Annotated in this window: 11 protein-coding genes; 9 read left to right on the top strand and 2 right to left on the bottom strand. The window is 60.7% G+C overall.

The genetic code is table 11. The features are described 5' to 3' along the window. Positions 1 to 94 precede the first annotated feature (94 nt). Positions 95 to 910 carry an outer membrane beta-barrel protein gene (locus tag Q8N04_16390; GenBank protein MDP3092253.1) on the bottom strand — a complete coding sequence of 272 codons (816 nt, stop codon included), beginning with the start codon at positions 908 to 910 and terminating at the stop codon, positions 95 to 97. 165 nt (positions 911 to 1,075) lie between these two features. Next, positions 1,076 to 1,963, bottom strand: coding sequence for a type II secretion system protein GspC (gspC, locus tag Q8N04_16385; GenBank protein MDP3092252.1), 888 nt, complete (start codon positions 1,961 to 1,963; stop codon positions 1,076 to 1,078). A gap of 317 nt (positions 1,964 to 2,280) precedes the next feature. Here gspC and Q8N04_16380 point away from each other — a divergent pair, with 317 nt between their 5' ends. The 9 genes from Q8N04_16380 to Q8N04_16340 all read left to right on the top strand — a co-directional run bounded on the left by Q8N04_16380 (position 2,281) and on the right by Q8N04_16340 (position 14,573). Continuing rightward, complete coding sequence (locus Q8N04_16380) at positions 2,281 to 4,119, top strand: ShlB/FhaC/HecB family hemolysin secretion/activation protein (protein ID MDP3092251.1); 1,839 nt, start codon at positions 2,281 to 2,283, stop codon at positions 4,117 to 4,119. A gap of 16 nt (positions 4,120 to 4,135) precedes the next feature. Then, positions 4,136 to 8,440 (top strand): filamentous hemagglutinin N-terminal domain-containing protein, encoded by a 4,305-nt coding sequence (locus tag Q8N04_16375; protein ID MDP3092250.1) that lies wholly within the window; start codon positions 4,136 to 4,138, stop codon positions 8,438 to 8,440. A gap of 18 nt (positions 8,441 to 8,458) precedes the next feature. Beyond that, entirely contained in the window at positions 8,459 to 9,241 is a 783-nt protein-coding gene (locus Q8N04_16370) for a MotA/TolQ/ExbB proton channel family protein (protein ID MDP3092249.1), read from the top strand. Between the two features lie 269 nt (positions 9,242 to 9,510). Next, entirely contained in the window at positions 9,511 to 9,864 is a 354-nt protein-coding gene (locus Q8N04_16365; GenBank protein ID MDP3092248.1) for a four helix bundle protein, read from the top strand. Positions 9,865 to 10,050: 186 nt separating this feature from the next. Then, positions 10,051 to 10,467 (top strand): biopolymer transporter ExbD, encoded by a 417-nt coding sequence (locus tag Q8N04_16360; GenBank protein MDP3092247.1) that lies wholly within the window; start codon positions 10,051 to 10,053, stop codon positions 10,465 to 10,467. A gap of 178 nt (positions 10,468 to 10,645) precedes the next feature. Then, positions 10,646 to 11,284, top strand: coding sequence for a TonB family protein (locus Q8N04_16355; protein ID MDP3092246.1), 639 nt, complete (start codon positions 10,646 to 10,648; stop codon positions 11,282 to 11,284). A 516-nt stretch (positions 11,285 to 11,800) separates the two neighbouring features. After that, the gene (locus Q8N04_16350) at positions 11,801 to 12,532 is read left to right on the top strand and encodes a VPLPA-CTERM sorting domain-containing protein (GenBank protein MDP3092245.1); all 732 of its coding nucleotides are present in this window, start codon (positions 11,801 to 11,803) and stop codon (positions 12,530 to 12,532) included. Between the two features lie 51 nt (positions 12,533 to 12,583). Beyond that, positions 12,584 to 13,855 (top strand): substrate-binding domain-containing protein, encoded by a 1,272-nt coding sequence (locus tag Q8N04_16345; protein ID MDP3092244.1) that lies wholly within the window; start codon positions 12,584 to 12,586, stop codon positions 13,853 to 13,855. A gap of 76 nt (positions 13,856 to 13,931) precedes the next feature. Continuing rightward, positions 13,932 to 14,573 carry a PEP-CTERM sorting domain-containing protein gene (locus Q8N04_16340; protein MDP3092243.1) on the top strand — a complete coding sequence of 214 codons (642 nt, stop codon included), beginning with the start codon at positions 13,932 to 13,934 and terminating at the stop codon, positions 14,571 to 14,573. The last annotated feature ends 168 nt before the right edge of the window (positions 14,574 to 14,741 follow it).

Below are 14,741 nucleotides of genomic sequence, written 5' to 3'. Positions count from 1 at the left end.
AAACTGCAACGAACGATGGAATGATAGCCGATTATGACGGAAATATCGCCCGCGAAGAGGAGTGCCTGAACAACGAAGCGGGAGAACGTTTGAATCAGAAGTGAAACGCCAGTCCGGCGACGGCGTTGAAGGCGCTGTATTCGGCACTGAGGCCAAAGCCCGGATCGAAGTTCGTCAGGGTCGCACGATTATATTTCCCTTCTACAAAGAACCCCCATTCTTCGGTGACTAAGATCTTCACTCCGGCCTGGAGGTTGAGTCCTGGGACGATCTGGCGTCCGTTAAATTGGTCGCTCCCTTTGAAATAAAAACCCCCGACGCCGACCCCGACATAGGGCTGGAAGACTTCTCCCGGATAACGCGCGACCACGTTGAGGGCCAGGGTAATCAGCTGCAGGGAGTTTTCCTGGAGCGCCAACGCGCCGTTGAAGCGTCGCTGAACCCGACAGGTCGCGCCGGGGATGCAGGTAGCGGGGGGGGCTTCGGTACCGGGATTCGGCAGAAACGTCACGTCGTGCGTGGTCGAGAGCGTCTGCCGCTTGATGGTGGGCTGAGAAGTGAAGGCTTCGATTTCGACGCCGAGCCAGCGCAATCCTTCATCCGCAAAAAAATAGCCCACTTTTCCGCCGAAGAGGGGCGATTGTTTGAGGTTGATGTCCGAGGTGCGGAACGACTGGGTCACGGAGCCGAGAGGGGGATTATCGAATGCGCCGGAGAATTGTGCGCGGTCTTGCGTCAGTCCGTAGGCATCCATCGCGACGTTCTTCAAGGATTGTGGCGCGCTGATGCCGCCGTATCCGGCCACGTACCATTCGGCGTAGGCGTTGTCGATCGGTGCCGGCGTAAGGCCGAAGAGACCGGAAAGGGTCATGATTCCGATGCAGAGAATTATGCGGGAAGCGCTGGTCATCGGGAACTCCTGTGAAGAATGAAGCGATGATGGATACGGGCGCACAATAATCTGCAACCCGTGACGATGCCATTACGGTGAGATTAAGTTCCCGTTAAATTGCCCTTGCGGCGACGTGCATGAGTGCGGGAGCAGAAAAGAAGAGGCAGTCGGAGAGGGAGTGGTCTAGCGGATGTCGTAGGTCAATGTCTGTCGCTGGGTATTGCGGACGAGATCGACGCGAATGGTCCGCTCGTTTCGCAGTTGCTGAAAGAGCGACAAGAGCATGCCGGGATCGCGCAGCTCCACACCGTTGATGCGTTGCAGCACGTCGTTCGTTTGCAGGCCGATCTTGTCGAAGAACCCCAGTGGCATGACGCTGTAGAGGCGGAACCCGTCCAGCTTTCCGTCTGTGAGATAGGGCACCGCCTGCGCCTGCGTCAGAAGGCGGGTCGTGTCGGACAGGGCGGCGTCGATCTCGCGGCGATCGAGCACGCGCCGCTGCGGGATCGCCGGCGTCGGGATCGGCGGTGGAAGGGCGGTGCCTGGTGCGACCCCGTGACTGGTATGGACAGCGCCCAGCTCCAGCCATTCTTCGCGAGTCCCTTCTCGAAACAGCACCCGGTCTTTTTCAATCGCCGCCAGCTCGCCCACATTCGGAACGGCCTCGCCCAGGCGATACAGACTCTGCTTCTTGGAGGCCAGGTCTTCGAGGATCGCCATCATGCCGCGTTGCGTGCCGCGCACGGTTCCGGACAACGAGACTTTCCTGGCAACGTCGAGCGGAGGCGGCGGCGGGGGCGGCGGAGCGGCGGCGGTCGACTCCAGGCTCGCGCCGGGCGGAAGGAGGAAGAGGCCGCTCTGAAGAATCACCTTGACCGATTGTTGAGGCGTGTCCATGGGATTAGGGTCAGAGGAGGCGTCTGACGCGGGGACGGAGGAAGGGGATCGATCCGGCGGCAGATAGAGCGCATTGGTAACCAGGGCGTTTGCCGAGTGGGCGACCACGGAGGCGCATAGACAGAGGTAGACGGCGACGACGGTCCGTTTGGGAGTGAGCCACTGCGTGTTCATGTTGTGAGCCTCGCCGCAAAAAGCAAAAAAGAATGAGCGCATCCTAGTCTGCGCCGGTCGGGCTCACAAGGGGTTGAGGGCTCCCGCGAAACGAATTAACAACCCACCAATTACCCGATAACAATTCGGTAACATCCCGCCGGTACCTCTAGGTCTATTACGATTCAGTTAAGACGGCGAAGACCCCGGACCGGGGGATTCGTCGGGGCGCGGGCCCTCATCGGAGAAATTGTGGCGATGGATCAGATAGCCGGCAAGGTATGCGACGACGGAGAGGCATCACGGGAGCGCGCGGGCTTCGGGGAAAGCGATGCCGCATGAAGAGGGTGGGGTGGCTTGTGATCGGGGTGCTGGTGTGGGGCAGCGCGGGAAACGGAGTCAGTGAGGCGCGCGACAATCGCAAATCATCGGGGAGCTCTGCGCAAGCGGGCGCGCCGAAGGACTTGCCGGGAGCGTCGCGGCAGCCGCAGGCGACGACGGCTGCCGATGCGCCGGCGCGCCGCGAGCCGCTGCCTCGCGCCGAGACGATGCCGGATGCGAGCCCTGCCATCGATCAGCAGGCCGTACGATTTGCCATCACCACCTTTCTCGTCGAGGGGAATACGATTCTGGACCAGGCAAAGATCGACAACCTGCTCGATCGCCACAAAGGCGGCGAAAAGCAGATTACGGATGTGGAGAAAGCGCGTGTCGAGTTGGAGAAGCTGTATCACGATGCCGGGTATCTCACCGTGCTGGTGAATCTGCCCGAGCAGACGATCGAGAACGGGGTGGTGCGGTTACAGGTATTGGAAAGCCGGCTCATGGAAATCACGGTGACGGGCAACGAACATTACGAGTGGTCGAACATTCGCGGGAAGCTGCCCTCCGTGCAGCCCGGCGCGTTGCTGTATGAACCGACCTTCGTCAAAGAGCTGACCGCGCTCAACGGGAATCCCGATTTGAAAGTTGCGCCGGTGCTCAAACCGGGGACCGAGCCGGGCACCGTAAATCTCGAACTCAAGACGACCGATCGACTGCCGGTGCACGGAAAACTGGAGGCCGACAACAGGGGCCCTATTACCACACCCGCCAATCGCCTGATCGCGGAGGTCCAGCATACGAATGTGTTCGGAGGAGACGAAATTCTCACGGTGAATACGGTGCAGACGCCGACCGACTGGGGGGCCGTGCAGAACTACGGCGTGAGTTTCGTCTATCCGGTGAGCTGGCCGGATCATCTCCTGGCTGTCTATGCCTCGAAATCCCAGAGCAAGTCGGTGCTGGCGGGGTCGGGGATCGCGCTCGGCGGCGGAGGCGATGTCACATTTGCCGGCAACGCGACCATCGCCGGCGCCCGCTATATCATGCCGCTCTTCTCAGGGGGCCGGAATACCCATCAGCTGTCGGTGGGGTTCGATTTCAAGCGGCTGGAGAAAACGGAGGCGTTGTTCGATGGGGGATTCTCGGCTGTGGTTCTGAGTCCGGTCCAGTACACGCCGGCCTTTCTCGGCTACGCCGGATTTTTCCCCTACGGACAGGGTCTGACCAAGGCGTCGCTCTCGGCAAAAGGGTATGTGGCCGGACTGATCCCGGGGGGCAGGAAAGAGGATTTCGCCGGAGACCCGAACGACCCCTTTAACAAACCCGGCAACCGCCGGGGATCGACCGGCACGTTCGGGGTGCTCCAGGCGGCGCTCGATCGCACGCAGAACCTGCCGGGAGACTTCACGCTGTCCCTCCATGCTGACGGGCAGTGGGCCAGCCAGCCGTTGATTCCGGCTGAACAATTGTTCGCCGGCGGCGTGGACACGGTGCGCGGCTACCTAACCTTTGAGGCCATCGGCGACCATGGCGTCCGCGGGCGGGCTGAACTGACAACTCCTGAACTGGTGGCAATTCCCATCGATCGCATCTGGCAGCGCCGCAAAAGCTCTGATTATACGATCCGGGTGAAAGCGGCGGCGTTTTACGATGTGGCCCAACTCTGGGTGCTCCAGGCGCCGGCCGGCCAGGCGTCGCAATTCCGGCTCGAAGGTGTCGGCGGCGGTCTGCGGGTCAAGTTTCCGAAGGATGTGGGCCAGCTCATGATCGACGAAGGGTTCGCGCTGCGGCAGACGCTGAATACGAAGCGCGGCGATACCTTCATCCATTTCTCCGTCGGATTAGCGTTCTAGGATTGTGAGGCTGTACATGAAGACCAGGAACCAGTCATCGCTCACGGCCCTGGCGGTCGTGATCGCCTATACGGCTCAGATGCTCGCCGTGCCCGTGCTGCTCGCCAATCCCACCGGGCCGGCTGTCGTGGCCGGAGAAGCGGCGGTGTCGGGCCTCAGCACCGCGCAGGTGACGATCGCCCAGGCTTCCCAGCGGGCCATCATCAACTGGCAGCAATTCAACATTGCGCCGAACGAAGTGACCCGGTTCATCCAGCCGAACGTCAATGCCATTGCGTTGAACCGCATCTTCGATCACAACCCCAGCCAGATTTTCGGCAGCCTGAACGCCAACGGCACCGTCATCCTGCTGAATCCGAACGGCGTCGTCTTCGGACCGAATGCCCAGGTGAATGTCGGAGGGCTCATCGCGTCCTCGCTCAACCTGACCAATGAAAATTTCATGCGGGGTTTCTATTCGTTCGAGGGCGCCGGGATCGAAGGACTTGTGAAAAACATGGGCCGTATTCACGGAGCCCATGACGGGGTGTATCTGCTCGCGCCGAACGTCGAGAACAGCGGCATCATTACCACGCCGGGCGGTTCGATCGTGCTGGCAGCGGGGGCCAAGGCCTATCTGTCGAATCGGCCTGACGGGCAGGGATTCCTCGCGGAAATTTCCGCGCCCATCGGCCACGCCGTGAACTTGAAGGACCTGATTGCGGACGGCGGCCAGATCACGTTAGCGGGCCGGGTCGTGAATCAAGAGGGTCTCGTCCAAGCAAACAGCGTGCGGGAACGGAACGGCAAAATCGAACTCTTTGCGAGCGAGATCCTCACGCTGAAGTCCGGGAGTCAGACGATTGCGAAAGGCAGTGGGGACGGACCCGCTAATGGCGGAACGATTATCGCAATTGCCGATAAGACCAAGGGTACGGCGAGATTCGAGAAGGGCGCCACGCTGGATGTCTCGGGCGGCGCAAAGGGCGGCCATGGAGGTTCGGTTGAATTGAGTGGCAAGAACGTATTTCTGGGTGGCCGCTTTGTGGCAAACGCGGCAGCGGGCTACCGGGGCGGGCGGCTCCTCATCGATCCGGTGGAAGTCGACCTCACGGGATTTGCCGCCACCAATTTCCAGGACATACTCTTCACCTCGCTGCTCGGAGAAGACCTCCGCATCACCGGCCTGTTCGACTTGAGTCTGGTGCAACCTCCGGCAGGCGGAGGCACGATTCGATTCGAGGCGGGCCGCGATCTGCTCTTCGACAACCTCATCTTGTTCAATAATCCCTTTCCCCTCGGGCTGCCCGCGCTCTGGAATATCGCGGGCACCGCCGAGCGCCACATTCTGTTCACCGGGTTTGCCGGATCCACGCTGGCGACGGCGCACGGCGGCAGCGTCACGCTCCATGCGAAGACGGGGGATGTCCGCTTGGACGATCCGGCCACCGGCGCGCTCTCAGTCGTGCAGGCGAGCGGCGGAGGCGGAGTGTCGATCAAGACCGGCCAGGACCTCATCGCCGGGACGGCGGTCGATGAATCCGGAGGCCCGCTGGGACTTTTCAGTGTGCAGGGCATCAGTATCGAAGGGGCGGGAAAGTTAGTCCTCGACGTGGCCCGGAATTTTCTGGGCGGGTCGCCCAACGGGGTAAAGAGCGGGCCGGGATTCGTCTTGCGCAATCTCGACAGCGCCGGGCCGCTGCCGCAACATACCGTCACGGTCGGAGGGGTCATCGGCGAGACTAACCTGCCGCTGGGATCGAACGGCCTGCCGCAGACCACGACGATCGCGGAATCGTCCAGACAGTATGCCGACTTTGCGCTCTCCAACGGCAATCTCACCGTCACCGCCGGAGGCAATGTGTATCTTCAGCGGATCCGTGATGCGGGACTCGTCGGCGGAATCGATCTGGCGACAGGGGTGCCACGGGAGCCGGCATTTGCCGCCGGATTGGAGCGCAACAAAGCGACGATCGTGTCTCGTGACGGGCATATTATCATCAATACCAATAATCGCGATGCCGGGCGTCAATCCCTGCTGGTCGATGTGCTGAGCGCCCTGCTGCCTGCGTCCTTCGAGGCGAGGGCCGAGAAGGGCACCATCCAGATCCGCTCGAATCTGACGTTTCTCCCTTCCCCGACGGGATCCGTGAAGTTCTTTGCGAAGCAGGATATCCAAGGCGTTCCAAAGTTAGTGCGGGGAGCCGATGAGAATTTCATCTGGCTCTATGTGGGCTACGGGGGGCTGGCGGGAGGGCAGTGGGTCGCCGTCGATCAGCGGACGCTTCTCCAGCGGCCCGATTTATGGCCCTTCCTCGCGAATAAGCCCGGCAGCGACACCCTGCCTCCCCGGCCTCTCTTCGATCAGGCTCCTCCGAGCGAATTTCCTGCTTATGCATTTCGGGACGGGGAGGGGAATCCGCCGACCGTCAAATTGCTCCAAGTCGATCCTGCGGCGCTGGCGGGGAACGCGGACCTCGCAGCAGTCGGATCGCTTGTCAGTAACAACCGCCCTGTAGCGACCGAGAACCCGGCCTCGCTTGCGCCGGTGAGTGTCATTGCCGAGCTGGGCAACATCAGTAAGTTGTTTCTCGATCTGGTGAGCCGGCCGTTCCGCAAGGAAGTTCTGGTTGAAGCGGGCAACCGGATCGAACAGGTCAGCGCGAGGATCTATCTGCCCGATCTTGGCACCCAGACCCAGACGCTCACCGAACACGTGCCCTTGTTTCTGGATCCAAACACGAACCGGTTGCGGCCGATCACCGATGCCGACGTGGTGTTGATCCGGGCGGTCAATCCGACGAGCGGCCAGGTCGAGATTCGGCCCTGGAACAAACAGGAAGCCGTCGATCCGGCCAATCTCGTCAACGTGGTGGTGAGAGACACCACTGTGACGGTGACGTCTCCCAAGGTGGCCGCGACTGTCAAGGCTCAGGACATTAATCTGGGCAAGGGAGAGGCCGGCGAAGGCATTCTCGCATTCTCCGGTCCGGGGACTGCGCGGGTGATCGCGAAAGGAACGCTGGATCTCGCCGACGGCCAGGGGATCAGCATGGATCGCAGCAAGGCGGGCGATCTCGGCGGCCTGCTCGACATCGCGGTCGGCAACGGGCTCGATATGGTGACGTCGACCATCGTCAGCCGGAACGGGGCCGGGATTTCCATTCACGGGTATGACGAATCCAAGCCCTACATCGTGGGCTACGACAACAGCGTCCTCTATCCCCTCCAGTTTCCGGACTCCGTGCGCGGGGGAATGAATCTTCCAGCCGCCGGCGGCCGGGTGAACATCGGCGAAAACAGCTCCCGATCGGCGGGTGAAAGCGGGGCGTCGACGGGCATTCAAGTCATAGAAGGCGGATCGGTCGGGCAGATGGCAAAGGCGCCGATCGTGAATCCGGATGGAACCGTCACCGTACAGCTCGTGAAAGATCCGGCGGCGATTCTCATCAGGGCTAAGGGCGATATCGATGTGAACAAGTCGCGCATCGCGACGTTGGGCGGCGGCGATATCCGGCTCACCTCGGTGGCCGGTAAGATTAATGCCGGGAGCGGGAGCAAGGACGAGCGCGCGCTGTTTAAAGTGCTGGTTCCCGAGTTGGACGGCCTGGGCAATCCGAAATTCAACCAGGACGGCACCCCTATCCTCATGGAAAAGGTCTTTGAAGTGCCCGGCAGCGGCATCTTTACCTTCCATCCCGGAGATCCGCAGCCGCTGGTCTTCCCGACCTTCAACGATCCGGAGATCAATGCGCTGGTGGACCTGGCGAATCGGGAAGGATTCTTCGGCCGCGACGTCACGGCGATCAATGAACAGGCCAACCGGTTGCGCGCGGAGCGCCTGCCGATTTTCAATGAAACGGTGCTCAGGCCGTTTATCGAGCGGTCGAAGCTCGGCGACATCACCCTGACGGCTGAGCGGGGCAGCATCATCATTCCGCCGGCCGGTATCCGCGGGCGCCGTGTGACGCTGAACGCGCCGATCGTCGATTTCCAGGGCGGTGAAGTTCAGGGTATTGTCGAGTTTCCGCGCCCCCCGATCCTGCCGTCGCCTCCGGCCATCGGCGGGCTGGCTCCGGCCGGAGCCGCGGCGCCTCCGGTCGCGTTAGGCGGAGGCGGAACGGCCGGCGCGGCCTCCACGACGGCGGCGGCGACCGCGACGGGTGTGAAACAGTCGGATGCCGTGCAGGAAAGCGCGGTGGAATCGTCGGGCCAATCGAGAGAAACCAAAGAAGCGAAAAAATCGGACGGCAAGTCGACCGCCACGCAACTGGCCAAATCCATCCGCGTGAAACGCGGCGTGGTCATTCAAGTCGATGTGAAGCCGCAAGCAGGCAGCTAACCGGAAAGGACGACGCAGATGGAAACAAGTTCAGGGGGCGTGGCGTTCGCGCTGAGTCATGCGACGCTCGAAGGAAAGATCACGATCTCCGTACTGCTGTTTTTCTCGCTGGTCAGCTGGACGGTCATCATCAACAAGTTCCGGCAGTTGAGCAAAGCGAAAAATCGGAACGGGCTCTTCCTCGGTTACTACTCGAAGTCCAAAGGTCCCCTGGTCGTGTTCAGCAAAGGCCCGATCAAGCAGCTACAGGGCTCGCCGATGTACGACGTCTATTATGGCGGCTGCGAAGAACTCAAGGTGCAGCAGGAAAAGTATGAGGGGGAAAAGATTCCGCATCACGGCATGAGCGCCGTGCGGATTGCGTTGGAGCGCGTGCTCGGTGAGGCGGCGGTCAGCCTGGAGTCCGGCATGATCGTGCTGGCGACGGCCATCAGCGGCGGGCCGTTCATCGGACTGCTCGGGACCGTCTGGGGCGTCATGGACACGTTCGCCGGCATCGGCAAGGCGCAGTCAGCCACCCTCGCGACTATGGCTCCGGGCGTCGCCTCGGCGCTCATCGCGACGGTCGCGGGACTCATGGTCGCGATCCCGTCCCTCTTTTGCTACAACTTCCTCGTGACCAAGACAAAAACGCTGACCATGGAACTCGATAATTTTGCGGCCCATCTCGAAACCGTCTTCATGACGGACTATCTCCAGGAGAAAAAAGGCGCCGCGGCCGAATCGGAAGATCCCGAAGACTACCGCCCGGGCGGACACCGCCAGGAGGCCGAGCCTTCCTCAGCGGCGACGGGTCATTGAGGACGTGAAGCGTTGTGCGGGAAGCGTGAAGCGCGGGGAAAAGGGCGTGAAGCGTCGTTCGTGAAACGTGAAGCGCCAGAGAAGGCACGTGAAGCGTTGGTCGTGAAGTGTGGGAAAGGACGTGAAGCGTGAAGCGTATCGCATTCGGATCGGACGCTTCACGCATGACGTTTCACGCTTCACGAGATATGTTTCACACCTCATGAATTGACAGGGTGTTCCTCAGATGCCGCATAGCATGGTAGCGTTTGCAGCACAGGAGGGCGCCCATGAAGATTCGAAACTTTCGAGATTTGGATGTATGGAAAATGGGGAAAGAGATCGTGCTGGATGTCTATCGAGCGACCGCGGCATACCCCAGGGTCGAGGCGTACGGCTTAGCCGCGCAAATGCGAAGAGCATCGGTTTCGATTCCATCGAATGTGGCGGAAGGGTTCAATCGGTTCCACAGCAAGGAATATCGGCAATTTCTTTTCATTGCATTGGGTTCCTGTGCCGAACTGGAAACGCAGGTGGAGATATCGTCGGACCTTGGATTTGTCCAACGGGATATCCGGGATCTTATCATTGAGAAGCTCGATCATGAAACGAGGATGCTGCGGAACCTGGTCAAGAAGCTCTAAGGACGTGAAGCGTGGCTCGTGAAGCGTGAAACGCCAGAAGAAGACGTGAAGCGTTGTTCGTGAAACGTGAAGCGTATCTCGTTTCGGATTCGGGCGCTTCGCGCATGACGTTTCACGCTTCACACGATACGAAATTCACGACATAACGCTTCACGCTTCACGTGAGACGAGATACGGAGGGCAGGGATGAGACGTTTTTCCCGCAAATCGCACGGCGCGGTCGCCGATATCAACATGACCCCGTTGCTCGACCTGGCCTGGGTGCTGCTCGTGATTTTCATCATCACGACGACAGCGGCGGTGCAGGGGATCGAGCTCAAGTTGCCGGAGTCCACTCCGCACGAAACGGAAATGGAAACCACGACGCCGACCCTCTCCGTGAAGAAGAACGGCGATATTTACATGGACGAAGAGAAGGTCAAGATTACGGAACTGGAAAAGTTGATTCGCGATCTGAAAGCGGCCAAGGGCGGCAAGTTGCCGCTCGTACTCCGCGGCGATTCCGGCGTGGAATACAAGCACGTGGTCGCGGTGCTCGACATCCTCCAGCGGATTCCGGTCGAGGATCTGGCGATTGCCACAAAACCATTCAATGAACCTTAAGACCGTGAAGCGTCCCTCGTGAAGCGTGAAGCGCCAGAAGAAGACGTGAAGCGTATCTCATTGCGGATTCGGACGCTTCACGAGGGACGCTTCACGTTTCACGCTTCACCGTTCACGAGTTGGACGCCTTCCCCCTTGCGCTTCACGCACGACGTTTCACGTTTCACGAGTTGAAGAGATGGCCGGCTATAAGGGATTTGAAAAAAAGAAGAGCAAGCTCGGCACGACGCTGTTGATCGTCGGGCTGGTGCATGTCGGCATCGGCGGCGGACTCTATTGGGTGGCGCAAACCCAATGGGGGCAGGACCTCATCAAGGTCTACAAGCTGAATGCCTTCAAGAAAGAGGAGCCGCCCCCTCCGCCTGAAAAGGAACCGGAACCAGAACCGGAACCGGAGGCGCCCAAGCCGGAGCCGAAGCCGCAAGAGGCGCCGCCTCCACCTCCCCCTCAGCAGGCAGAAGCGCCGCCGCCACCCAAGGCGTCCGATGCGCCGGGGCCGCCGCCGGTGAGCACCGATCCGTTTGCCATTGGGAAAGGCCGGGGACGATTCGCCGGCTACACGGATATCTTGACCGCGTCGATTCAGTCGAAGTATCAGGCCCCGGCGTCGCTCCCGGACGATCTGGAATATGCCGTGCTCTGCGAGTTGGTGATCGATGAACAGGGTCGTGTGTTGCAGTTCCGCCTCGTCAACTCGTCCGGCAGTCTCCTCTTCGATCAATCCGCGCTCGATGCGCTGGCCAAAGTGACGGAGGTGCGTCCGCCTCCGCCGGGGATGGATCATACGATCGTCGTAAAATTCTTCCCGCCGACATAGCAGGATGCTGAAACAGCCCGCCAGCGGCGTTCTCATCATCCGTGAAGCGTTCCTCGTGAAGCGTTCCTCGTGAAGCGTATCTCGCGAGCGTGCCTGCGCCGATCCTACTACGAGAGACGAACGACGCTTCACGAACGACGGACGAAGCAGACCGCCTTGCTGGAGCATCCTGCAGTAGTTCATCGGCCGTTTGTTTCCCGTTCTTTATCTACAATTTACCCTTCCCACAAGCTCCGTTGATCGCGCGGTAACTTCTCCCGCGTACAACTCCTCACGTGCAGCGAGTGGCCCGCCGGGCTTCGCCCGATCCGCAACACTGCGGCAACGCACTGTTAACGACCCTCAAATGGGAGGGTGACGTGGCTGTAACACGGATACGAGAGAACGGCAGTGTGAATCTATCAAAAGATTTGCGCGCCCTTCTCGGAAAGAGAGGGGGTGATGGGAGCGAGGACAGTTCAGGAATCGAAGGCAGGGCAGCAGTACAGGTCATTTTTACAATCAAGGAGGGGTCGTATGAAAGTTCAAGGGATCAAGCGGATGATGATGGCGGCGGCGTTAGCCGTAGCCACGGCGGTGTCCGGCATGGCCGGACAGGCGCAGGCGTTCACCTTCGGTGACGGCGACCTGGTGCTGGCGATCTACGGGAACAGCACCGAGGCGCTCTATAATCTGGGAAATTACAACACCAGACTGGGCTCCGGCGCAACGTTCGACTTTGATGCCTCCGCGGGATTGGCCGCGGCGCAAGTCGGCGGGAACCCGGTGAAGTACACCGTGTTCGGCTGGGATACCAGTCTGACAAACGGACAGATCCATGCGGCCACGGCTTTTACTCCGGCGCAGCTGACCGGGACGAAGGATTTCGTAACACAGTTCATCGCGTCGGCGGTGTGGTCATCACTGCCGCTCTTCGACGGAGATACGATCAGCAAGTCCGATTCCTTGAACCGGTCCTTCTCGCAGAATCTCAATACCTCCGGATCGGGTCAGTTTGAAGGAGCCTGGGAGCGGGCGATGCAGGGCAACCTCGATAATGTTCTCAATATTATGCGTGGCGATGTGGAAACCAACGCGTTCACCCAGGTAGGCCGGGTCTTGTTGACCGCTGGCGGATTGTTGACGATCGGCAATCCCGGTCCGAACGTGGCTCCCATTCCCCTTCCTGCCGGCGTGGTGTTGTTCGGCAGCGGCTTGATCGGGCTCGTCGGAATCGCCCGGCGCAAGTTTGCCCAGATGGCCGCATAGGGTACGGATCGAAACCAACAGGTACATTATTTTATTTGAAGGAGATCACCCATGAAGTTTACGACACAATATGTGTCAGTTCTCGCCGGCGCGCTGGCGCTGGCCGGCCTGGCCGGAACCGCCGAGGCCCAGACCGTCCTCAATGTCGGCGGCTCGTCCGCCGGGCGTAACTTTGCGACAGACGTGCCGTTGAATTTGTGCGACGCCGCGCCGCTTCCCAGCCGGTTTTCGAGCGCGGACAACAACAAGGTCACCTGGACCTGCAACCGCGGGGGCCTGCCCGTGATCATGCGCTATTCGGCGACCGGGTCCAGCGACGGCGTCAACAAGCTGCTTCAGCCGGCTGCCAATCCGGCCTCCAACATGCTGTTCCTCGACCATACTCTGACGACCGGCTGCACGGGTCCGAACGTGGCAGCCAGACCGTCGGACGGCAAGCAGTACAACAATACAACCGGTTGCAACAACGGCAATACGATCAGCCTCCCGGTTCATCTGGGCGCCTCCGATGTGCAGGGCGCGTCATTTCACCAGGCCGGCCCATTGGGGACGACGGTGAGCCCGCTGGACGACAGCAGCCTCAATAGCGTGGTGGCGGCCATCGTGCCATTCTCGATTTATGTGGGTAAGGGAGTAGTGAAGGATGTGGCAGGCGCTCCGGGCGGACCGATCGCCGGACTGTCCCGTCTGGAGATCGAGCGAATTTTCTCGAAGCAAGTCACGGACTGGAGGCAACTGGGATTCGGCACGGTGACCGATGCGGCTCCCGGTGTGTTAGAAGCGACCTCGCCGATCACCCTCTGCATGCGCAGTGCCGGCTCAGGCACGAAGGCGACATTCGATGAAGCCGTCATGATCAATTCGACCGAAACCCTCTTGGCCAATGCCACGTCGGTATTCAGCTCGAGTTCGTCGGGTGTGTTGACCTGTCTGGCAAGCAATCGCCGTTCCATCGGCTATATGGACTCAGATACGGTGGTGAGCTTCAATCCGGGCGGCGCCAACGCCGGATTGGGCTATACCGTCCGTCTTGATGGCGGGTTAGCCCATGATCCGGCTTTAGTCGGCAACGAAAAGCGCGACCTCCGTTGCGGCAAGTATGCCTATTGGGCCGGCTGGCGCCTGAATCGCCGGACGACCTCCGAAGGCGCGGCCATCGACGCGTTGGCTCAAGCCTATGTCGATAATGCCTCGGCGCAAGCCACCATCGGCATCATTCCCACCGGCGCCTACTGGGCGTCCGATGAGGAAATGTTCGTGACCAAGAACGTGGACAAGGGTCCGCTCATTTGGAAGGCAGGCGCTCACCCCGAGTGCCGGTAATCGAGCCCTTCATACTCGCGCAGTGTGGCTGTTCGGGAGCGAGACTCCCGGCAGCCACCTGGGAAGGATGGCAGTGATGAGACACCTTCAACGATTCATGTCATGGGGAGGAGCATTCGCGCTCCTGGCTGTGATGGTGCTGTCGGTTGCGCCGGTTCCCGCGCAGGCAGCGTCGGTGACGCAGCTCGACATCACCGGCGGATCGGTCAATCTGAACTTCGGCTCGTTGGGGTCGGTGTCCGGCACCTTCACGCAGAACGGGCAGTTGGTCATGGGGCAGTACCAGCCTCTGCCGAACATCTTCACTCCGATCACACTCTCCCACCTCACGTTCTCCCTTTTCACGAGCAACGGTGGAGCGCTCAATCTTCCCGCTCCGACCGCACAGACGACCGGGGCGGTCATGACGGCGGATCTCCAGTCACTCTTCGCCGGGGTGACCAGCACCGGCTGGTCTTGGGTTAACACGAATCCACAGATGGCGTCGTTGAATGTCGGCGGCAACGCCGCCGGGTCGTTCAATGAACTGACGAACGCCTTCAACGTGTCCTGGACCAAGTCCTTTACGGGATACAACATTCCGTTCTTGCAGTCCGGCACGTTTTCCCTCCAAGGGTCTGCCCAGCTTGCGGCGGTGCCGCTTCCTGGCGCGCTGCTGCTCTTCGGCAGCGGCCTGATGGGACTTCTGGGATTCCGCAAGACCCAGTCAGTCCTCTAGTCTCCTGGGCCACGATCGGCCCGCTTGTCCCGGCCCCCGTCGCAGTGATCCTGTGGCGGGGGCCGGTGTCTTTTTCTGCCTCTCGACCCTCTGCCTCTCCTCTCGCGATACAGTAAGCCTGAGCGGTAGACTGTTCCTGCGCGCGGCCTCTCTCGTGAGGGACGCGGT

Source organism: Nitrospira sp., from assembly GCA_030692565.1.
Taxonomy (GTDB): domain Bacteria; phylum Nitrospirota; class Nitrospiria; order Nitrospirales; family Nitrospiraceae; genus Nitrospira_D.
Note: the sequence above shows the minus strand (reverse complement) of the source record. Positions and strands in the feature narration are given on the sequence as shown.